Source organism: Streptomyces sp. TOM-9 (assembly GCF_056858595.1).
In genome coordinates, this window is the sequence record NZ_JBXEQB010000001.1 from 5,128,291 (window position 1) to 5,149,361 (window position 21,071).

General features: G+C 73.3%; 16 protein-coding genes and 1 pseudogene. 11 read left to right on the forward strand and 6 right to left on the reverse strand.

Features of this window, described 5'->3' with window-relative positions; translation table 11 throughout:
* Nucleotides 1-6: 6 nt before the first annotated feature.
* The 4 genes from nhaA to AC1VWI_RS23910 form a co-directional block, all read right to left on the reverse strand.
* Nucleotides 7-1,446: a Na+/H+ antiporter NhaA gene (nhaA, locus tag AC1VWI_RS23895; RefSeq protein WP_499513061.1), complete on the reverse strand. Its 1,440-nt coding sequence runs from the start codon at nucleotides 1,444-1,446 to the stop codon at nucleotides 7-9.
* A gap of 207 nt (nucleotides 1,447-1,653) precedes the next feature.
* Complete coding sequence (gene acs / locus AC1VWI_RS23900) at nucleotides 1,654-3,657, reverse strand: acetate--CoA ligase (RefSeq protein WP_499513062.1); 2,004 nt, start codon at nucleotides 3,655-3,657, stop codon at nucleotides 1,654-1,656.
* Between the two features lie 149 nt (nucleotides 3,658-3,806).
* Entirely contained in the window at nucleotides 3,807-6,101 is a 2,295-nt protein-coding gene (locus tag AC1VWI_RS23905; RefSeq protein ID WP_499513063.1) for a SulP family inorganic anion transporter, read from the reverse strand.
* Nucleotides 6,102-6,298: 197 nt separating this feature from the next.
* Nucleotides 6,299-7,279, reverse strand: coding sequence for an ATP-binding protein (locus AC1VWI_RS23910; protein WP_499513064.1), 981 nt, complete (start codon nucleotides 7,277-7,279; stop codon nucleotides 6,299-6,301).
* A 179-nt stretch (nucleotides 7,280-7,458) separates the two neighbouring features.
* On the opposite strand from AC1VWI_RS23910, the gene AC1VWI_RS23915 reads away from it, so the two are divergent.
* The gene (locus AC1VWI_RS23915; RefSeq protein WP_499513065.1) at nucleotides 7,459-8,289 is read left to right on the forward strand and encodes a Fic family protein; all 831 of its coding nucleotides are present in this window, start codon (nucleotides 7,459-7,461) and stop codon (nucleotides 8,287-8,289) included.
* Between the two features lie 378 nt (nucleotides 8,290-8,667).
* Here the strand turns inward: AC1VWI_RS23915 and AC1VWI_RS23920 are convergent, their stop codons facing one another.
* A complete protein-coding gene (locus AC1VWI_RS23920) occupies nucleotides 8,668-9,498 on the reverse strand; it encodes an HAD family hydrolase (RefSeq protein WP_499513066.1) in 831 nt (276 codons plus the stop codon).
* Nucleotides 9,499-9,992: 494 nt separating this feature from the next.
* On the opposite strand from AC1VWI_RS23920, the gene ssd reads away from it, so the two are divergent.
* The 7 genes and pseudogenes from ssd to AC1VWI_RS23955 form a co-directional block, all read left to right on the forward strand.
* Entirely contained in the window at nucleotides 9,993-11,147 is a 1,155-nt protein-coding gene (ssd, locus tag AC1VWI_RS23925) for a septum site-determining protein Ssd (protein WP_499513067.1), read from the forward strand.
* Nucleotides 11,144-12,298 carry a TadA family conjugal transfer-associated ATPase gene (locus AC1VWI_RS23930; RefSeq protein WP_499513068.1) on the forward strand — a complete coding sequence of 385 codons (1,155 nt, stop codon included), beginning with the start codon at nucleotides 11,144-11,146 and terminating at the stop codon, nucleotides 12,296-12,298. The genes ssd and AC1VWI_RS23930 overlap by 4 nt, the downstream gene beginning before the upstream one ends.
* On the forward strand, nucleotides 12,295-13,203 hold the full coding sequence (locus tag AC1VWI_RS23935) for a type II secretion system F family protein (protein WP_499513069.1): 909 nt from the start codon (nucleotides 12,295-12,297) through the stop codon (nucleotides 13,201-13,203). The genes AC1VWI_RS23930 and AC1VWI_RS23935 overlap by 4 nt, the downstream gene beginning before the upstream one ends.
* The gene (locus AC1VWI_RS23940; RefSeq protein ID WP_499513070.1) at nucleotides 13,200-13,976 is read left to right on the forward strand and encodes a type II secretion system F family protein; all 777 of its coding nucleotides are present in this window, start codon (nucleotides 13,200-13,202) and stop codon (nucleotides 13,974-13,976) included. Before AC1VWI_RS23935 ends, AC1VWI_RS23940 begins: the two co-directional genes overlap by 4 nt.
* Nucleotides 13,977-13,996: 20 nt before the next feature.
* Complete coding sequence (locus AC1VWI_RS23945) at nucleotides 13,997-14,185, forward strand: DUF4244 domain-containing protein (RefSeq protein ID WP_499513071.1); 189 nt, start codon at nucleotides 13,997-13,999, stop codon at nucleotides 14,183-14,185.
* Nucleotides 14,172-14,519 (forward strand): TadE family type IV pilus minor pilin, encoded by a 348-nt coding sequence (locus AC1VWI_RS23950; RefSeq protein ID WP_499513072.1) that lies wholly within the window; start codon nucleotides 14,172-14,174, stop codon nucleotides 14,517-14,519. The genes AC1VWI_RS23945 and AC1VWI_RS23950 overlap by 14 nt, the downstream gene beginning before the upstream one ends.
* Nucleotides 14,516-14,800 (forward strand): annotated as a pseudogene (locus AC1VWI_RS23955) (Rv3654c family TadE-like protein); the annotation flags it as partial. The gene AC1VWI_RS23950 and the pseudogene AC1VWI_RS23955, both read left to right, overlap by 4 nt.
* Before the next feature lie 35 nt (nucleotides 14,801-14,835).
* On the opposite strand, the gene AC1VWI_RS23960 reads toward AC1VWI_RS23955, so the two are convergent.
* The gene (locus tag AC1VWI_RS23960) at nucleotides 14,836-17,241 is read right to left on the reverse strand and encodes a DEAD/DEAH box helicase (protein WP_499513073.1); all 2,406 of its coding nucleotides are present in this window, start codon (nucleotides 17,239-17,241) and stop codon (nucleotides 14,836-14,838) included.
* Nucleotides 17,242-17,376: 135 nt separating this feature from the next.
* On the opposite strand from AC1VWI_RS23960, the gene bldG reads away from it, so the two are divergent.
* From bldG to AC1VWI_RS23975, 3 genes are all read left to right on the forward strand, one after another.
* Complete coding sequence (gene bldG, locus AC1VWI_RS23965; protein WP_018562186.1) at nucleotides 17,377-17,718, forward strand: anti-sigma factor antagonist BldG; 342 nt, start codon at nucleotides 17,377-17,379, stop codon at nucleotides 17,716-17,718.
* Nucleotides 17,719-17,802: 84 nt separating this feature from the next.
* On the forward strand, nucleotides 17,803-18,297 hold the full coding sequence (locus AC1VWI_RS23970) for an ATP-binding protein (RefSeq protein ID WP_499513074.1): 495 nt from the start codon (nucleotides 17,803-17,805) through the stop codon (nucleotides 18,295-18,297).
* Between the two features lie 310 nt (nucleotides 18,298-18,607).
* A complete protein-coding gene (locus AC1VWI_RS23975) occupies nucleotides 18,608-21,031 on the forward strand; it encodes a sodium-translocating pyrophosphatase (protein WP_499513075.1) in 2,424 nt (807 codons plus the stop codon).
* The last annotated feature ends 40 nt before the right edge of the window (nucleotides 21,032-21,071 follow it).

Sequence of the window (21,071 nt, forward strand, 5' to 3'; positions counted from 1 at the left end):
TTCGGGTTACCCCCTGATCATGCCCGACTCATCCTCGCCGGTGTCCCCGGAGCGCGCCACTTCCGCCAGCCTGCGGTGCTCGGCGGCCTTCGCCTCGTGGATCGCGGCCATGCGCAGGTGGAACTCGGGGTCCGCCCACTCGTAGACGTCCGGCACGCCGTCCCGGTCCTCGTCGCGCTCCTCGTCCTCGCAGATGCGGCGGTACTTGTCGTTGCGGAGCTTGAGCAGCACCGCGGCGAGCACAGCCGAGGTGAACGAGCCGACCAGGACGGCCGCCTTGACCTCCTCGGTCAGCACCTGGTCGCCCTCGAAGGCCAGCTCGCCGATGAGCAGGGAGACCGTGAAGCCGATCCCGGCGAGCGTGGCGACGGCCAGGACGTCGGCCCAGGCCAGGTCGCGGTTGAGCTCCGCGCGGGTGAAGCGCGCCGCCAGCCATGTGCCGCCGAACACCCCGACCGCCTTGCCGACGACCAGTCCCAGCACCACGCCCAGCGTCTCGGGGCGGCCGAACACCTCCGCGAGCGTGCCGCCGGCGATCGGCACCCCCGCGGAGAAGAGCGCGAAGAGCGGCACCGCGATCCCGGCCGAGAGCGGCCGTACGAGGTGCTCGATCCGCTCTCCGGGGGACTGCTCCTCGCCCTCGCGCCGGTGGCAGCGCAGCATCAGGCCCATCGCGACGCCCGCGATCGTGGCGTGCACCCCGCTGGCGTGCATCAGCGCCCAGTTGACCAGGGCGAGCGGCACGTACACGTACCAGCCGTGCACCTCGCAGCGCAGCAGCACCCGGAACAGCACGAGCCCGGCGAGGGCCAGGGCCAGCGCGACGAGGTTGATGCCCGAGGTGAAGAAGACCGCGATGACCAGGATCGCGAAGAGGTCGTCGACGACCGCCAGCGTCAGCAGGAACGCGCGCAGTGCGGACGGCAGCGCGGTGCCGAGCACGGCCAGCACCGCCAGGGCGAACGCGATGTCGGTCGCCATCGGCACCGCCCAGCCCTGCAGGGAGCCGCCACCCGTGGCGTTGACCACCGCGTACACGGCCGCGGGCACGGCCATGCCGCAGATCGCGGCGACGACGGGGAGCGCCGCCGCCGACGGGCGGCGCAGCTCGCCCGTGACCAGTTCCCGCTTGAGTTCGATGCCGGCGACGAAGAAGAAGACCGTCAGCAGGCCGTCCGCGGCCCAGTGCCCCACCGACAGGTCCAGGTGCAGCGCCCCGGGCCCGAAGCTGAAGGCGACGGTGGACCGGTACGAGGCGCTCAGCGGGGTGTTCGCCCAGACCAGCGCGACGACGGCGGCCAGGAGCAGGATCACGCCGCCCACGGTCTCCGTCCGCAGTGCGTCGGCGACGTACTTCCGTTCGGGGAGGGACATCCGGCCCAGGAAGACCGAACGGCGGCGGTTGGTCGCGGTCACGGGGGGTGGACCTCCGGTCGGGCTCGGCATGGCTGATCACCTTGCCGACCGGACTTCCCGGCACGCCCCGATCCACTGTCGCGTTTCTTACGCGCCCGGCAGCTCATCGGGTCGGCGCCGGAGCCTCCGGCGTTTTTCACATTACGGACAATCGCCGGGCGTCGCAGGGCCCGGCACCCCCGGGGAACGGCGAAGAGGCCCCCGCGGGGGCCTCTTCGGTGCGGTGACGGGGACCGGTCAGTCCTCGCTCGCGGCGCTCGGGAGCTTGGTCTGGATGAGGTCCATGACCGTGGAGTCCGTCAGGGTGGTCACGTCCCCCAGTTCCCGGTTCTCGGCGACGTCGCGCAGCAGACGGCGCATGATCTTGCCGGAACGGGTCTTCGGCAGCTCGGCCACCGTCAGGATCCGCTTCGGCTTGGCGATCGGGCCGAGCGTCTTGGCGACGTGGTCGCGCAGCGCGGCGATCAGTTCGTCGCCGTCCTCGGCCGCGGCGGTGCCGCGCAGGATCACGAAGGCGACGATGGCCTGGCCGGTGGTGGCGTCGGCGGCGCCGACCACGGCCGCCTCGGCGACCTTCGGGTGCGAGACGAGGGCCGACTCGACCTCGGTGGTGGAGATGTTGTGGCCCGAGACGAGCATGACGTCGTCCACCCGGCCGAGCAGCCAGATGTCGCCGTCCTCGTCCTTCTTGGCGCCGTCGCCGGCGAAGTAGCGGCCCTCGAAGCGGGACCAGTAGGTGTCGAGGTAGCGCTGGTCGTCGCCCCAGATGGTGCGGAGCATCGACGGCCACGGCTCGGTGAGGACGAGGTAGCCGCCGGAGCCGTTGGGCACCTCGTTGGCCTCGTCGTCCACGACGGTGGCGCAGATGCCGGGCAGCGCACGCTGCGCGGAGCCGGGCTTGGTCTCCGTCACGCCGGGCAGCGGGGAGATCATCATGGCGCCGGTCTCGGTCTGCCACCAGGTGTCCACGATCGGGCAGCGGCCGCCGCCGATGTGCTCGCGGTACCAGATCCACGCCTCGGGGTTGATCGGCTCGCCGACGCTGCCCAGGACGCGCAGCGAGGACAGGTCGAACTTGGCGGGGATGTCGTCGCCCCACTTCATGAAGGTGCGGATCGCCGTGGGGGCGGTGTAGAGGATGGTGACCCCGTACTTCTGGACGATCTCCCAGAAGCGGCCCTGGTGCGGGGTGTCCGGGGTGCCCTCGTACAGCACCTGGGTGGCGCCGTTGGCCAGCGGGCCGTAGACGATGTACGAGTGGCCGGTGACCCAGCCGACGTCGGCGGTGCACCAGTAGACGTCGGTCTCCGGCTTCAGGTCGAAGACCGCGTGGTGGGTGTAGGCGGCCTGCGTCAGGTAGCCGCCCGAGGTGTGCAGGATGCCCTTGGGCTTACCGGTGGTGCCGGAGGTGTAGAGGATGAAGAGCGGGTGCTCGGCCTCGAAGGCCTCCGGGGTGTGCTCCGCGGACTGCCGCTCGACGATCTCGTGCCACCACACGTCGCGGCCCTCGGTCCAGGCGACCTCCTGGCCGGTGCGGCGCACGACGAGCACCTTGCCCACGCCGGCGGAGCGCGCCACGGCGTCGTCCACGGCGGGCTTGAGCGCGGACGGCTTGCCGCGGCGGTAGCCGCCGTCGGCGGTGATGACCAGCTTCGCGTCTGCGTCGGCGATGCGGGCGGCCAGCGCGTCGGCCGAGAAGCCGCCGAAGACCACCGAGTGCGCGGCGCCGACGCGGGCGCAGGCCAGCATCGCCACGACGGTCTCGGGGATCATGGGCATGTAGATCGCGACCCGGTCGCCGGCCGTCACGCCCAGCTCGGTCAGGGCGTTCGCGGCACGGCTCACCTCGTCCTTGAGTTCGGCGTAGGTGATGGCCCGGCCGTCACCGGGCTCGCCCTCGAAATGGAGCGCCACCCGGTCGCCGTTGCCGGCCTCGACGTGCCGGTCGACGCAGTTGTAGGCGACGTTCAGGGTGCCGTCGGCGAACCACTTCGCGAACGGCGGGTTGGACCAGTCCAGGGTCTCGGTCGGCTCCTTCGCCCAGGTCAGCCGGCGGGCCTGCGCCGCCCAGAAGCCCAGTCGGTCGTCACCGGCCTGCTGGTAGGCCTCCGCGGTCACATTGGCACCGGCCGCCAGCTCAGCGGGCGGAGCGAACCGGCGCTCCTCCTTCAAAAGGTTGGCCAGGCTCTCGTTGCTCACGCCGTGCTCCTTCGCAGGGTGTCCTTTTGTGTCCCAGGCCATAGCTCACCAGCCGGAGGGGCGGGATGACAAGGGCTCGCGCCAAAAATTGGTTTAGACCTGTCGGGGTGGAGCACCCGCACACGGGTCCGGCCCGCCGGCAGGTGCGCGGCGGGCCGGGACGCGCGGGCCGCCCGGTGCGGGCGGGCCGCTCAGACGGTGTCGAGCACCTCCGGCCGTACGGCGGCGAACGTGCCGGTGCCGGTGTCGAGGACGTAGGCCTGGGCCTCGGCGACGTGGAAGTACATGCCGTGCAGCTGGAGCGATCCCTCGGCCACCCGGCGGGCGACGCAGGCATGGGCCATCAGGTGGTCCAGCTGCTGCACCACGTTGACGAGGCAGAGCCGTTCGAGGTCGTCGGCCACCGGGCGGTCGGCGAGGGCGACCTCGCCGCGTCCGGGCCGGCCGGTCCGCTCCATCCGGGCGAGGCTCGGGCGGCCGTGCCGGAGCCAGCGGGCCAGCGGGGTCTGCGCCCCCGGCTCGTGGCCCGCCCCGCCCAGCAGCGCCTGCATGGCGCCGCACCCTGAGTGCCCGCACACGGTGATGCTGCCGACCTCCAGCACCTCCACCGCGTACTCGATGGCGGCGCCCACCGAGTCGCAGGAGGCGTCGGCGCCGGGCGGCGGCATCAGGTTGCCCACGTTGCGCACGGTGAACAGGTCACCGGGCCCGCTCGAGGTGATCATGCTGGTGACCAGGCGGGAGTCGGCGCAGGTGAGGAAGAGCTGGGTGGGCCGCTGCCCCTCGCGGGCGAGCCGCGCCAGCTCGTCCCTGACCAGTGGTGCCGTGTTGCGCTGGAAGGCGCTGAGCCCGCCCACCAGCTGCCCGGCGGCACCCGCCTCCGTACCCGGTTTGGTGCAGTGGTGGTTGCGCCACGGCGTCCAGGGGCGGCAGGCGTGCGCGCTCGACGGGACCGTGATCGGCGTGCCCGACCGGCCCGTGAGGGTCGCCCAGCCGCCCCGCGCCCGGTGACCCTCGCACCAGTGCTGCAGCGACTCGTACGCCGCGTGGTCCATGAAGGAGCCGTCCAGGGTGATCACGGCGCTGGCACCGTCCGGCACCTCCGCCAGGGCCCGGGTCAGCCGGGGCACCGCGAGGAAGGTCAACTGCCCGCGTACGTGCACCTGGTGGACGCCGGACTCCTCCGCCACCGTGATCCGGGTGTGCGTCAGCCGGCGCAGCGACAGGAAGACGGCCACGGCGATCCCGGCCAGGACCCCCTCCAGCACGCCGAGCAGCAGCACCGCGCCGAGCGTCGCCGCGTAGACCGGGAACTCCCGGTGCCGGTGCACGTGCCTGATGTGCGCGAAGCTGAGCATCTTCAGCCCGACCACCATGACCAGGGCGGCGAGGGCGGCGAGCGGGATGTGCTCCAGCAGCCCCGCCAGCAGCCCGGCGCACAGCAGCACCCACACCCCGTGCAGCGCCGTGGCCCGGCGCGTCCGCGCGCCCGCGGCCACGTTCGCCGAGCCGCGGATCGCGCCGCCGGCCACCGGCAGCCCGCCGAGCAGGCCCGAGACGACGTTGGACGCGCCCTGCCCGAGCAGCTCCCGGTTGAGGCGGGCCGGGACGGTGTCCCCGGGCGCCCCGCGTCCGGAGCGCAGCTTGTCGATCGCCACCGCCGACAGCAGCGACTCCATGCTCGCGACCAGGGTGACGGTCAGGACGGCGGCGGCGATGCCGAGCGCCGGCCCGTGCGGCAGCCCGGGGAGGGCCACCGTGTGCCAGGCGGGCAGGTCGACCCGCGGCACCACGATGGGCACGCCGACGGCGGTCGCTGCCGCGATGGCGGCGAGCGGTGCGGGGACCGTGCGCAGCGCCTTGCCGGCCCGCCCGGGCAGGCGCGGCCAGCCGACCAGCACGGTCACCGTCACCGCCGCGATCAGCAGCGCACCCGGATGCGGGGACGACAACTGCTGCGGCAGGGCGGCCAGGTTGGTGAGCGCCGAGCTGTCCGGGCGTGCGCCGAGCACGACATGGAGCTGGGCGAGCGCGATGGCGGCGCCGATGCCCGCCAGCATGCCGTGCACGATCGCCGGGCTGACGGCGAGTGCCGCCCGGGCCACCCGCAGGGCGCCCAGGACGAGTTGGGCGAGCCCGGCCAGCACCGTGATGGCGCACGTGGTGCGCCAGCCGTAGCGCTGGACGAGCTCGGCGGTGACCACCACCAGGCTGGTGGCGGCTCCGCTGACCTGGAGCGGCGCACCGCCCATCAGTCCCGCGACGATGCCGCCGACCGCGGCGGCGATCAGCCCCGACTGCAGCGGGGCGCCGGTGGCCAGGGCGATGCCCAGCGACAGCGGGACGGCGATCAGGAAGACGGTGATCGAGGCCGACAGATCGTGCCGCCAGGCGGCGGTCCCGTCGTCGGCGCGGGGCGGTGGCGGTGGCAGGTCCTGCGGCGGTACCTGCGACTGCTGCGTCTGTGGTTCTGGCGTGGGCTGCATGTTCCCGTCTCCTCCGGGGCGGCGCGGCTGCGTCCGGCTGGTGCGCGTACGCGGTCGTGGTCACGGCTGGTGCGGCGGGTGCTCTCGGCCTTGAAAGTCACGGAATGTGATTGCTTGATTACTCTCAAGAGTCGGTAAATGGAGAGTAATGCAGACAAAGGGTCCGTGGATGAGGATTCGCCCGAACGGGCGAACGATTACCCGGTGAGGGTGAACCGTTCGCCCAGGACGAAGCCCGGATCGACCTGGGAGGCGAGGTCCGCGCCGGTCCGCGCGTTGCCCCAGCTCTCCGCGTTCTTGAGGTGGAAGTGGACCATCTGGCGGGTGTAGCGCTCCCAGTCCCGCCGCTCGTACGCGGCGTCCGCGGCGTCGTGCATCGACCGCAGCGCGGCGCGGTTGGACTCCTCCAGTTCCCCGAAGCGCGGCGGGCGGCCCTTCTCCATGGCGCGGACCCAGTCCGAGTGACGGGCGGTGACCAGCAGGTCGTCCCCCACGTGCGAGCGCAGGAAGTCCACGTCGTCCGGGCCCTGCACCTTGTTGCCGACGACGTGCAGGGCGACCCCGAAGTCCCGGGCGTACTCCTTGTACTGGCGGTAGACCGCCACGCCCTTCCGGGTGGGCTCGGCGACCAGGAAGGTCATGTCGAAGCGGGTGAACATGCCGGAGGCGAAGGAGTCGCTGCCGGCCGTCATGTCGACGACGACGTACTCGCCGCGGCCGTCGACCAGATGGTTGAGGAACAGCTCCACCGCCCCGACCTTCGAGTGGTAGCAGGCCACCCCCAGGTCGGACTCGGCGAAGGGGCCGGTGACCATCAGCCGCGCCTCGCCGCCGTCGAGGGCGACGGGCCGGGCGCAGGCGGCGTAGACCGGGTTGTCCTCGCCGATCCGCAGCAGGCGCGAGCCCTCGCCGGGCGGTGTGGTCTTGATCATCGTCTCCGCGGACGCGATCCGCGGGTTGGCGCCGCGCAGGTACTCCTTGATCTCCGGGAGGTGGGCGCCCATCGCCGGAAGGGCGGCGGCCTCCTCCTCGTCGAGGCCGAGCGCCGGGCCGAGGTGCTGGTTGATGTCGGCGTCGACGGCGACGACGGGGACGCGGGCGGCGGCCAGGTGGCGGATGAAGAGGGAGGACAGCGTGGTCTTGCCGCTGCCGCCCTTTCCGACGAAAGCGATCTTCATGTTCGTTAAGCGTAGTGACGGCGCACGTCTCCTGCGGTTTTTGCCGCGGGAGTTCACCCGTCGGTGGAGATCCGGGTCCCGTCCGGCCCCTCCGTCCGGCACGGCGAGGGGGTGCCGGCCCGCGTGACGATGCCCACTCGCCCACCGGGGCGCCGCCGGGGGTGCGTAGGGTCGTGGCTATGGGTACGACAGCTGATCCGCTCGCCGTCCTCGGTTCGCTCCCCGGTGTCGCCGAGTCGGTGGACTCCGTACGGAAGGCCGTGGACCAGGTCTACGGCCACCGGGTGATGCGCCGCCGCTCCGACGAGGTGTCCTCGGAGGCGGCGCTGCGCGGCGCCCGCGGTTCCGCGGCGCTCGCCGGTGCCGACTGGGCGCTGGAAGAGGTGCGCAGGCGCAGCGACTTCTCCTCCGACGACGAGTCGCGCGCGGTGGGCGCCGCGCTGCGGCTCACCGCCGAGTCCGGCCAGTTGCTCTCCGTCTGGCGGCAGTCGCCGCTGCAGGCGCTGGCGAGGCTGCACCTGGTCGCGGCCGGTGGCACCTCACCGGACGAGACGGTCGGCCGGCCGCGGCAGACCGGCGAGAAGGTCGAGGAGCCGCTGCTGGACGTCGCCGAGTTCCCGATGCCCGAACCCGCGGAGGTCGTCGCACGGCTCGACGGACTCGCCGACCTGCTGCTGTCCGGCAGCGAGGCGCCGGCGCTGGTCGTCGCCGCAGTCGTGCACGGCGAGCTGCTGTGCCTGCGGCCGTTCGGCTCGTACAACGGCATCGTGGCGCGGGCCGCGCAGCGCGTCGTCCTCGTCGGGAGCGGTCTGGACCCCAAGTCCATCTGCCCGGCCGAGGTCGGGCACGCCGAACTCGGGCGCGCGGAGTACCTGAAGGCGCTGCGGGGCTACGTCTCCGGCACGCCCGCGGGCATGGCGGCCTGGATCTCGCACTGCGGGAAGGCCGTGGGCCTGGGCGTACGGGAGAGCGTGGCGGTCTGCGAGGCCCTGCAGCGCGGCGCCGCGTAGGGACCGCCCGGGGCGCGGGCCACGAGGTCCACGCGTACAAGGTCACGCGCACAAGGTTGCGGCGGCACCGCGTAGGTGCCGCCGCTGGCATGACCGTCGGATTACCAGGCGTGCACGATATTTGCCCATCAGGTCGGGAGCTTTGCCCGTCACCTGGTGCGGCCGGCCCGGTCAGCGGGTCTGCGTCGCGTGGGTTCCCAGCTGTCATGCTCGGTCCGTGGGGCCTGATTCGACGGGGTTCCTCGCGGAAGTCCGTGGTCACGCGGGCCGTACAACCTTTCTACTGCACCTTCGGGAGAACTGGAAGCCCTCGCCGCAGTTCTTTGCATACGGGGTCTGATCAGCAGGATCTCCCCGAAGGGCGCGCACAGGTGCGTATCAGGACAGGACGGGCCTGCGCCGACGGGCCGCGTACCAGACGAGTCCCGCCGTGGCGGCGGCCGCGCCGACCGCGGCCAGCGCCAGCACGGGCCCCGAGGGCATCGTCAGCGCGGGCACGCGCTGGTGCAGGCGGACGGGACGGCTGAAGGTGAGCACCGGCCATTCGCGTGACGCCGCCTCCCGGCGCAGCCCGCGGTCGGGGTTGACCGCGTACGGGTGGCCGACCGACTCGAGCATCGGGACGTCGGTCACCGAATCGCTGTAGGCGAAGGAGCGCTTGAGGTCGTAGCCCTCGACGGCGGCGAGCTCGGTGATGGCCCGCGCCTTGGCCGGCCCGTAGACGTAGTGCTCGATCCGGCCGGTGTAGCAGCCGTCCTGGACCGCCATCCGGGTGGCGATGACGTGGTCGGCGCCGAGCATCCCGCCGATGGGCTCCACGACCTCGGCGCCCGAGGCGCTGACGATGACGACGTCGCGGCCGGCCAGGTGGTGCTCCTCGATGAGGGAGGCGGCCTCGTCGTAGATGATCGGGTCGATGAGGTCGTGGAGGGTCTCGGCCACGATCTCCCGCACCTGCTGCACATTCCAGCCACGGCACATGTCGGAGAGGTACTTTCGCATCCCCTCCATCTGGTCGTGGTCGGCGCCGCCGAGCAGATACACGAACTGGGCGTACGCGGTCCGCAGCACGGCGCGGCGGTTGATGAGGCCGCCTTGGTAGAACGGCCTGCTGAACGCCAAGGTGCTCGACTTGGCGATCACCGTCTTGTCGAGATCGAAGAACGCGGCGGTGCGCGGCGGCAGGTGGTTTTCCACGAGGATGAGCATAGGGACCCACCATTCGGCGTAAGCTCCTGCGCGTGGGTTTGCCTGAGAAGGCCTTCGGGTACACCATGGAAGTCACGGATCGTTCGCGACCGTGCTAACCCGGTCTGGCTCCTCCCCCCCCGAGTCGGACCGTGGGGACGACCCCCGCTCTCCCCCCCGGCGGGGGTCGTCGCATGTCCGGGGGCATATTCAGGCCATGAGTCCGGACGCGCCCGGCATGTGATCGGCCCCCCGCGGCTTCCGCGGGGGGCCGGTCTTTTTCTTTGCCCGGCTACGGTGAGTGACGGATCACATTCGTTGTGCTGCCCGGGGGAAGCCACTCGCGCGGGTGGTGGAGATATCCACAACGGCCTGGTTATCCACGGATTACCACCAAGATCATCAAGTTTCGGCGACTCGCGAGACTCTGGCGGCAAATGCCGTACCGGAGATGTGTGCGGTGCATGTGCCCGATACCGACGGGACGGGCCGGAGCGAGCGAGGGGGACGCCGAGGTGGCCGAATCATTCAACGGTGAAACAAAAGGAGCGCGTGACGGGCGGGTGCCCGGGCGGGCGTCCGCATGGCCGCGCGGAAAGGACGATCCTGGCGGCGGCCCGCTCATCGTCACCGAGGACGGGGCCCTCCTGGACGACCTGCTGCGCCTGTGCGCCGCGGCGGGTGCGGAGCCGGAGGTCGCCTTCGGGGTCCCGCCGGCGCCGGGCAGCTGGGAGGGGGCGCCGCTGGTGCTGGTCGGCGCCGCGGACACCCGCCGCGTGCCGGGCACGGCGCGCCGCCGCCGGGGCGTGCTCCTGGTCGGACGGGATCTGGACGATCCGGACGTGTGGCGCCGCGCCGTGGATGTCGGCGCCGAGCACGTCGCCTTCCTGCCCGACGCCGAGACCTGGCTGGTCGACCGGATCGCCGATGTGGCGGAGGGCGCCGGCGACCCGGCCCTGACGATCGGCGTCGTGGGCGGCCGCGGCGGCGCGGGGGCCAGCACGCTGGCCTGCGCGATGGCCGTCACCGCCGCCCGCTCCGGGCGCCGCACGCTGCTCGTCGACGCAGATCCGCTCGGCGGCGGGCTGGACGTACTGCTCGGGGCCGAACGGGTGGGCGGGCTGCGCTGGCCCGACCTCGCCGAGTCGCGGGGCCGGGTCAGCAGCGGGGCGCTGGAGGAGTCGCTGCCCCGCACGCACGCCCTGAGCGTCCTCAGCTGGGACCGTGGCGACACCGTCGTCATCCCGCCGCAGGCCATGCGGTCGGTGATGGGCGCCGCGCGGCGGCGCGGCGGGGTGGTGGTCGTCGACCTGCCGCGCCGCATGGACGAGGCGGTGGCCGAGGCGCTCGCCCAGATCGACGTCGGACTGCTGGTCGTCCCCGCCGAGCTGCGCGCGGTCGCGGCCGCCGGGCGGGTCGCGTCCCGGATGGCCATGGTGCTGCGGGACCTGCGTGTGGTCGCCCGCGGCCCCTTCGGCTCGGGGCTCACCGACGAGGCGCTCGCCGAACTGGTCGGGCTCCCGCTCGCCGGTGAGCTGCCGACGGAGCCCGGCCTGCCCGCCGCCCTGGACGGCGGCGAGGCACCGGGCGGCAGCGGCCGGGGCCCACTGGCCGGGTTCTGCTCGGCCTTCCTCACGGCGGCGCTGCCGGGCGGGAGCGCGGCCGCATGAGCGCCGAGGTCATGACGCCCGCCCTGCTGGACGCGGTACGGCTGCGGCTGGCCGCCTCCGGTGACGAGCCCACCCCGGCCGGCGTGGCCGCCGCGTTGCGGGCACAGGGCCGGCTGCTGGGCGACACCGAAGTGCTCGACGTGGTGGCCGCGCTGCGCTCCGAGATGGTCGGCGCCGGGCCGCTGGAGGGGCTGCTCGCCGAACCGGACGTCACCGATGTGCTGGTGAACGGGCCGGACGAGGTGTGGGCCGACCGGGGCGCCGGACTGGAGCGCACCGAGGTGCGGTTCGCGGACGCGGCGGCCGTGCGCAGGCTCGCCCAGCGGCTCGCCTCCGCGGCCGGACGACGGCTGGACGACGCCCGGCCCTGGGTCGACGCCCGGCTGCCGGACGGCACCCGGCTGCACGCGGTGCTGCCACCGGTGGTGGTCGGCGCCCCGTGCCTGTCCCTGCGGGCCGTCCGCACCCGGGCCTTCGCCCTGGACGAACTGGTGGCCGCGGGCAGCATGGACGGCGGCACGGCCGCCCTCCTGCGGGCTGTGCTGGACGCCCGCCTGTCGTACCTGGTCTCCGGCGGCACGGGCTCCGGCAAGACCACGCTGCTGAGCTGCCTGCTCGGCCTCGTCCCGCCGGGCGAGCGCATCGTCCTCGCCGAGGACTCCGCCGAGCTGCGGCCGCGCCATCCGCACGTCGTCCGGCTGGAGACCCGGCCCGCCAACCAGGAGGGCGCCGGGCTGGTCACCCTGCGGGACCTCGTACGGCAGGCGCTGCGCATGCGGCCGGACCGGCTGGTGGTCGGAGAGGTGCGCGGGCCCGAGGTCCTGGATCTGCTGGGCGCCCTCAACACCGGCCACGAGGGCGGGTGCGGGACGGTCCACGCCAATGCCGCGGGTGATGTGCCCGCCCGGCTGGAGGCGCTGGGCGCCGTGGCGGGCCTGGACCGGGCCGCGCTGCACAGCCAGTTGGCGGCCGCCCTGTCGGTGGTGGTGCATCTGGTGCGGGACCGCTCGGGGCAGCGCCGGGTCGCCGAGATCCACGTCCTGGAGCGCGGGCCGGACGGGATCGTCGGCACGGTGCCGGCCCTGTGCGGCGGCGAACGCGGCCCGGGATGGGGCCGGTTGACCGCACTCTGCGCAAGGGGGCGGTCATGAGCGCCGCGGTGCTCCTCGCCACCCTGTGCGCGGGCACCGCCGCCTGGGTGGCGTGCGCCGGGGATGAAGTCCTCCGTAGGGCAAGGACGTTGCTCAGTGGCGCCTCTGGGGCCCGCGGGGTGACCGGTGGGCTCCTGGGGCCGGGCAGCCTCGAAACCCGCCTCAGCGGGCTGCTGGAGCCGTTCCGGGTGCGGTACGGCTGGCGCCTCGGCCGCGAAGTGCTCTTCCTGCCGGGCGGGTTGGTCGCGGGGCTGGCCGCCGGGTCGGTGCTGCCGGCCCTGCTCGGGGCGGCCGCGGTGCCGTTCGCCGGGCGGTGGCTGCGCGGGCGGGAGCGGCGCGCCGAAGCGGAACGGCGGGCCCTGGCGGTGGGTGCGCTGTGTGCGGCGGTCGCCGGCGATCTGCGGGCAGGACTGGCACCGCCCGCCGCGCTGGCGGGTGCGCTGGGCCGCGAGGGCTGGCCGGAGCACCCCGGCCTGTCGGACGCGGCACTGCCGTTGCTGGCAGCCGCCCGTTTCGGCGGTGACGTGCCCGCGGCGCTGCGGTCGGCCGCCCGGCTGGAGGGCGCCGAGGGGCTCTCCGGTGTCGCCGCCTGCTGGCAGGTGGCGGTGGACGGCGGCGCGGGGCTCGCCGACGGCCTGGACCGGATCGCGGCCGCCCTGCGTGCCGAACGCGACCAGCGGGAGGACCTGAGGGCCCAGCTGGCGGCACCCCGCTCCACCGTCGCGCTGCTGGCCCTGCTGCCCGTCTTCGGGCTGGTCCTGGGCGCCGGGCTGGGCGCCGATCCGCTGGGCATCCTGCTGCGCACACCCGCGGGGCTGGGCTGCCTGGCCGCCGGCGGGCTTCTGGAGTGGGCCGGGCTCGCCTGGACCGCGCGCATCGTCCGGACCGCGGAGGGCGGGTCATGAGCGGCGACGCCGTCCACAGGCTGGGGATCGTCGTGGCCGTCGCCGCCACCGCCCTGTGCGCCGCGGGCGCCCTCGCCGCCACCCGGAGGGAGCGTGCCGCGCGGCGCAGGCTGCGGTTGCTCATGGGCGCGGCGCCACCGGCCCGGCGCGGCCGCAGATGGCCGGGCACGGCCTCCGCCCGGGAATGGGCGCCGGTCGCCGGGGTCGCCCTGGGTGCGTTCGCTCTGGTCGGCGGAGTCCCCGGCGCGGCGGCCGGGCTCGGCGCCGCGTACGCGCTGCGCCGACGGCAGCGGCGGCCCCGGCCCGCCGGGCCCGCGGACCAGGCCCGGGCCGCGCGGCAGCTGCCACTGGCGGCCGATCTGATGGCCGCCTGTGTCGCGGCCGGAGCCGGGCCCCGCGAGGCAGCCGAGGCCGTCGGACCGTCCCTGGGCGGGCCGCTCGGCGAGGCGCTCACCCGCGCCGCCGCCGAGCTCCGCCTGGGCGGCGACCCCGCGCAGTGCTGGGGCCGGCTGGACCGGCTCGGCTGCCGGGAGCTCGCCCGGTGCATGGAGCGCGCCACCACGACGGGAGTGCCGCCGGTCGAGGAGATCGCGCGGCTCGCCGCCGGCTGCCGCGCCGAGCACGCCCGTTTCGGGGCGGCGCGGGCCCGCCGCGCCGGAGTGCTGATCACCGCCCCGCTGGGGCTGTGCTTCCTGCCGGCCTTCCTCCTCGTGGGGGTCGCGCCGGTGGTGATGGGGCTGGCGGGGGCGATCCTCGCCGGCACGACGATCTGAAGGGGGATCCCATGCGAGTCATGCGTTGTCTGAGGAAGCTGAGCCGCCGGTGCCGCACCGGCGAGGGCGGGATGACCACGGCCGAGTACGCCGTGGGCACGCTGGCGGCCTGCGGTTTCGCGGCCGTGCTCTACAAGGTGGTCACCTCGGGCGCGGTCAGCTCCGCGCTCAGCGGGCTCATCAAGCGGGCCCTCGATGTGGCGTTCTGAGCGCCGCCGTGACGCCGGCTATGTCACGGCGGAGGCGGCGGTGGTCATCCCGTCGCTGGTGTTCCTCACGGCGCTGCTGCTGTGGGGGCTGGCCGCGGCGGCCGCGCAGATCCGCTGCGTCGACGCCGCACGGGCCGGAGCCCGTGCGGCGGCCCGCGAGGAGCCGGACGGCGCGGTGCTGCGGGCGGCCCGCACGGCGGCTCCCGCCGGGGCCGCCGTCTCGGTCCGCCGGGGCGGCGACCTGGTCCGGGTCACGGTCGAGGCCCGCTCCCTGTCCCTCACCCTCCACGGTGAGGCGGTCGCCGCCGTGGAGGGAACAGGGGAGGGGCCGTGAGCCGCCGGCGAGGGAGCGACCGGGGCTCCGCGACGGTCTGGACGGCCCTCCTGGGAGCGCTGCTGGCGATGGCCGCCTGCGCCGTGCTGGCCTTCGGCGCCGCCGTCTCGGCACGGCACCGCGCAGGCGCCGCCGCGGACCTCGCCGCGCTCGCCGCCGCGGACCACGCCCTGCGGGGCGGCGCGGAAGCCTGCGCCGTGGCCGGGCGGGTGGCGGCCGCCCAGCACGCCCGGCTGGTCCGCTGTGCCGTCAGCGGTGAGATCGCCGACGTCACGGCCGCGGTCGGCCCCGCCCGGGTCCGCTCCCGGGCCGGGCCTCAGGACTCCGGATCCGGGGCGGGCGCCGGTACGGCGGGGATGGGCTCCGACGGGCCCTCCGCCGCGAGGAGCACGTCGAGCAGGCGTACCGCGGCCTGCTTGTCCAGCGGGTCGTTGCCGTTGCCGCACTTGGGCGACTGCACGCAGGAGGGGCAGCCGAACTCGCACTCGCAGGAGGCGATCGCCTCGCGGGTGGCGGTGAGCCAGCCGCGGGCGGTGCGGAAGGCCCGTTCCGCGAAGCCGGCGCCACCGGGATGGCCGTCGTACACGAAGACGGTCGGCAGCCCGGTGTCCTGGTGGAGCGGCACGGAGACCCCGCCGATGTCCCAGCGGTCACAGGTGGCGAAGAGCGGGAGGAGGCCGATGGAGGCGTGCTCGGCGGCGTGGAGGGCGCCGGGCAGCTCCTCGGGGTGGATACCCGCCGCGTCGAGCTGATCGTCGGTGACCGTCCACCACACGGCACGGGTGCGCAGGGTGCGGGGCGGCAGGTCCAGCTTGGTCTCGCCCATCACCTCGTTGGTGATCAGCCGTCGACGGAGGAAGGAGACGACCTGATGGGTGACCTCGACGGAGCCGAAGTGGAGGCGGGCCTCGCCCCATTCCTCCACCAGGTCCTCGTCGAGCACGGAGATCGCCGTGGTGTCGCGGGCCATCGTCGAGTACGGCGGGTCGGCCTGCTCCACCAGCGCGACGGAGTCCTCCAGGTCCAGGTGCCGGACGAGATAGGTGCGGCCCTGGTGCAGGTGGACCGCGCCCTCGTGGACGGTGGTGTGCGCGGCGCCCGCGTCGACGGTGCCGAGCAGGCGCCCGGTCCCGGCCTCGACGACCTGGACGGGCTTGCCGCCCTCGCCGCGGATGTCGGTGAGGTCGGCGGCCCGCTCCCGCCGCGTCCAGTACCAGCCGCCGGTGCGGCGCCGCAGCAGTCCGCGGCGCTCCAGCTGGGGCAGCAGCGCGGCGGTCTCGGGCCCGAAGAGCTCCAGGTCCTCCTCGCCGAGCGGTAGCTCTGCCGCGGCGGCGCACAGGTGCGGGGCGAGGACGTACGGGTTGTCCGGGTCCAGCACGGTCGACTCGACCGGGCGGCGGAAGAGCGCGTCCGGGTGGTGCACGAGGTAGGTGTCCAGCGGGTCGTCGCGGGCGATCAGCACCGCCAGCGCCCCCTGGCCCGAGCGCCCCGCACGGCCCGCCTGCTGCCACAGGGAGGCCCTCGTGCCGGGGTACCCGGCCAGGAGCACGGCGTCGAGCCCGGAGACGTCCACACCCAGCTCCAGGGCCGTCGTGGAGGCCAGTCCGAGGAGCCGCCCGCTGTGCAGGTCCCGTTCGATGGCCCGGCGCTCCTGGGGCAGGTAACCGCCCCGGTAGGCGGCGACCCGGCGGGTGAGCCGGCGGTCGATCTCGGCGAGGCGTTCCTGGGCGATGACGGCGATCAGCTCGGCGGCCCGCCGGGAGCGCACGAAGGCGACCGTGCGGGTGCCGTCGAGCACCAGGTCCGTCAGCAGGTCGGCGGCCTCGGCGGTGGCCGTGCGGCGCACCGGGGCGCCGTGCTCCCCGCTGAGCTCGGTGAGCGGGGGCTCCCACAGGGCGAAGGCGACTTCGCCGCGCGGCGAGGCGTCCTCGGTGACCTCGGCGACGGGCACGCCCGTCAGCCGGGTGGCCGTGGCGCCGGGGTCGGCGGCGGTCGCGGAGGCGAGGAGGAAGACGGGATCCGCCCCGTAGCGGGCGCAGACACGCCGCAGCCTGCGTATGACCTGGGCGACGTGCGAGCCGAAGACGCCCCGGTAGGTGTGGCACTCGTCGATCACGACGTAGCGCAGCTGCCGGAGGAAGGAGGACCACCGGGAATGGCCCGGGAGGACACCCAGATGGAGCATGTCGGGGTTGGTGAGCACGTAGGTCGCGTACTGGCGGACCCACTCGCGCTCCTCGAACGGCGTGTCGCCGTCGTAGACCGCCGCGCGCACCGCCTTGCCCAGCGGTGCGGCGAGTTCGGCGACGGCACGCCGCTGGTCGGCCGCCAGGGCCTTGGTGGGCGCCAGGTAGAGCGCGGTGGCGCCCCGGCCGTTCGGCGCCTCGGAGCCCTCCACGAGGGCGCTGAGGACCGGCACGAGGTACGCCAGGGACTTGCCGGAGGCCGTTCCCGTGGCGACCACCGCGGAGGTGCCGGCGAGGGCGTGGGCGGCCACCTGTGCCTGGTGCTCCCACGGCCGCTCGATGCCGGACGCGCGGACCGCGTCGATCACCTCCGGGCGGATCTGATCAGGCCAATCGGCATGGCGACCCGCCCGTGGGGGCAAGTGCTCCGTATGGGTGATGCGCGCGGCCCTGCCCGCCCCCGTGGCAAGCCGCTCCAGGAGGGCGACCGGGGAGGTGCGGCCGTGCGCCGACTGCGGAAGATGATCCTGAGCCATCGGCACTCAGTGTGTCACTGGCATGACGGACAATCGCCGTAAGGCGTCGTGCATGCCCGCTGGTAAGTGATTGAATGCCATCGCGGCTGCCGATCCATGGGGGGCGACCGCTCGATGCAAGGTGCTGGAGGATCCGTGGACCTGTCCCTGTCGACTCGAACCGTCGGCGACCGTACGGTCGTCGAGGTCGGCGGCGAGATTGATGTGTACACCGCACCCAAGCTGCGCGAGCAGCTGGTGGAACTCGTGAACGACGGTAGCTACCACCTGGTCGTGGACATGGAAGGCGTGGACTTCCTGGACTCGACGGGGCTGGGCGTGCTGGTCGGCGGGCTCAAGCGGGTTCGCGCGCATGAAGGCTCGCTGCGCCTGGTGTGCAACCAGGAGCGCATTCTCAAGATTTTCCGTATCACCGGCCTGACCAAGGTGTTCCCCATCCACACCTCGGTCGACGAGGCCGTCGCGGCGACCGACTGACGTTCGACGCCGGACCGAGGGGCTCCGGGCGACGCCGACGCCCGGGCCCCTGTGTTGCCCGCCCACAGGCACGAGGGGGAGGCCATGCCCACCGTAGAACTGCTCTTCAGCGCACTGCCGGAGCACGTCCGCACCGCACGACTGGTGGCGGCTGCGGTAGCCCGCAGGGCAGGGGTGGACGAGGCCGTCCTCGACGAGGTCCGGCTCGCCGTCGGTGAGGCGTGCAGCCGGGCCGTCGGGCTGTACCGCAGCAGTGGTGCGGACCGTCCGGTGCGGGTGGTGCTGACCGAGGAGGAGAAGAAGTTCTCCATCGAGGTCGGCGAGAAGTCCCCCGAGGCGGACGAACGCCCCGCCGACGCCGCCAGTGTGCCCTCGGCGCGTGGTGACAGCCCCGCCGAGCACTCCGAGCCGCTTCCCGACGGCTCACCCTCCTCGTCCGACTCCTCCGAGGCGGAGGACGAGGGCCAGATGGGTCTGGCCGTCATCAGCGGCCTCGTCGACGACGTCGAGGTCTTCTCGGGAGAGTACGGCGATGTCATCCGGATGAGCTGGCCGCTGAACCCGGCCGCGCTCTCCTAGCCGCCCAGCCCCCCTTCACGCACTCCTGCCGAGCTGCCTGCGCGCTTCTGCCGCAGGTCAGCTCGGCGTGCGCGGATTCACCCGGTGGTTGATCCACTTACACGGTGACTGTTCACCTTTTCCGGTGATATCTGCGGGCGATCTCCTTTGCTATATCCCCGGCGGCGGCGAATTTCGTTTCCTGCGCCCTGTTTTGATCTAGTTCGGCTCCCTACAATCCGTCCATCTTTGCTCAGCTCACAAGCCTGAGCGTCGTGGCTGCTTTGTCGCCGGAGCCGCGCGCCCACGTGCCAAACGTCAAGGAGGACGAATGGCGGGGCCACTTACCCCTCACCTGCAGGACATCGCCCAACCGCTTGCCGCATCACCCGTACTGACCGACGGCAACCGCAATCTCGTGCTCGTCATCGTGGTGGTGGCACTGGCCGCCCTGGTGCTCGCCGTGGTGCTGGTACGTCAAGTGCTCAGTGCCGACGAGGGCACCGACAGCATGAAGAAGATCGCGGCTGCCGTGCAGGAAGGCGCAAACGCCTACCTCGCACGGCAGTTCCGCACTCTGGGAGTCTTCGCGGTCGTCGCGTTCTTCCTGCTCATGCTGCTGCCCGCGGACACCACGGCGCAGCGCATCGGCCGAAGCGTGTTCTTCCTGGTGGGCGCCGGCTTCTCGGCGGTCACCGGCTACATCGGCATGTGGCTGGCGGTGCGCAGCAACGTCCGCGTGGCCGCAGCCGCACGAGCCGCGACCCCGGCGCCGGGTGAACCCCCGGCGGACCTGACGACCGTCTCGCACCGCGCGATGAAGATCGCCTTCCGCACCGGCGGCGTGGTCGGCATGTTCACCGTGGGCCTGGGGCTGCTGGGCGCCTCCGTCGTCGTGCTGGTCTACAAGGCCGACGCGCCCAAGGTGCTGGAGGGCTTCGGCTTCGGCGCCGCGCTGCTGGCCATGTTCATGCGTGTCGGCGGCGGCATCTTCACCAAGGCCGCGGACGTCGGCGCCGACCTGGTCGGCAAGGTCGAGCAGGGCATCCCCGAGGACGACCCGCGCAACGCCGCCACCATCGCGGACAACGTCGGCGACAACGTCGGCGACTGCGCCGGCATGGCGGCCGACCTGTTCGAGTCGTACGCCGTCACCCTGGTGGCCGCGCTCATCCTCGGCAAGGTCGCCTTCGGCGACTCCGGCCTGGCCTTCCCGCTGCTGATCCCGGCGATCGGCGTGCTCACCGCCATGGTCGGCATCTTCGCGGTGGCCCCCCGCCGCAAGGACCGCAGCGGCATGACCGCCATCAACCGCGGCTTCTTCATCTCCGCGGTGATCTCGCTGGCGATGGTGGCCGTCGCGGCGTTCGCGTACCTGCCCTCGACGTACGCGGAGCTGGCCAACGTCCCGGGCGACATCGCCTCGCACGGCGGTGACCCGCGCATCCTCGCGCTGGTCGCGGTCGCCATCGGCATCGTGCTCGCGGCGCTCATCCAGCAGCTCACCGGCTACTTCACCGAGACCAGCCGGCGCCCGGTGCGGGACATCGGCAAGACGTCGCTGACCGGGCCCGCCACCGTCGTCCTGTCCGGCATCTCCGTCGGCCTGGAGTCCGCGGTGTACTCGGCCGTCCTCATCGGCCTCTCGGTGTACGGCGCCTTCCTGCTGGGTGGTGCCTCGATCTGGCTCGCCCTGTTCGCCGTGGCGCTGGCCGGCACCGGTCTGCTCACCACCGTCGGCGTGATCGTGGCCATGGACACCTTCGGCCCGGTCTCCGACAACGCCCAGGGCATCGCCGAGATGTCCGGCGACGTCCACGGCGAGGGCGCCCAGGTGCTCACCGACCTCGACGCGGTCGGCAACACCACCAAGGCGATCACCAAGGGCATCGCCATCGCGACCGCCGTGCTCGCAGCGACCGCGCTGTTCGGGTCCTTCAAGGAGGCCGTCGACACCGCGGTGCGGGAGGCGAACATCTCCGCCGCCGACCTCAGGTGGCTGGACCTGGACATCTCCCAGCCGAACAACCTGTTCGGCCTGCTGCTCGGCGCGGCCGTCGTCTTCCTCTTCTCCGGACTGGCCATCAACGCCGTCTCCCGGTCGGCGGGTGCGGTGGTCTTCGAGGTGCGCCGGCAGTTCCGCGAGCACCCCGGGATCATGGACTACACCGAGAAGCCCGAGTACGGGCGCGTCGTGGACATCTGCACCAAGGACGCGCTGCGCGAGCTGGCCACCCCCGGTCTGCTCGCCGTACTCGCCCCCATCGCCGTCGGCTTCTCCCTCGGCATCGGAGCGCTGGGCTCCTACCTCGCCGGAGCCATCGGCGCGGGCACGCTCATGGCGGTCTTCCTCGCCAACTCCGGCGGTGCCTGGGACAACGCCAAGAAGCTCGTCGAGGACGGCCATTACGGCGGCAAGGGCAGCGAGGCCCACGCCGCGACCGTCATCGGCGACACCGTGGGCGACCCGTTCAAGGACACCGCGGGCCCGGCCATCAACCCACTGCTGAAGGTCATGAACCTGGTGGCGCTGCTGGTCGCCCCGGCGGTGGTCCAGTTCTCCTACGGCGACCAGGCCAACCTCGGCGTGCGGATCGGCGTCGCCGCGGTGTCCCTGGTGGTCATCGTGGGTGCCGTCTACATCTCCAAGCGTCGCGGCATCGCGGTCGGGGACGACGAGGGCGCCGACGCCGGCCACGACGACACCGAGACCACGAAGCGATCAGCCGACCCGAATGCGACGGCCACGGTCTGACGTAGTGTGAGCTCATCTTGATACGGCGGCGGGCGTCATC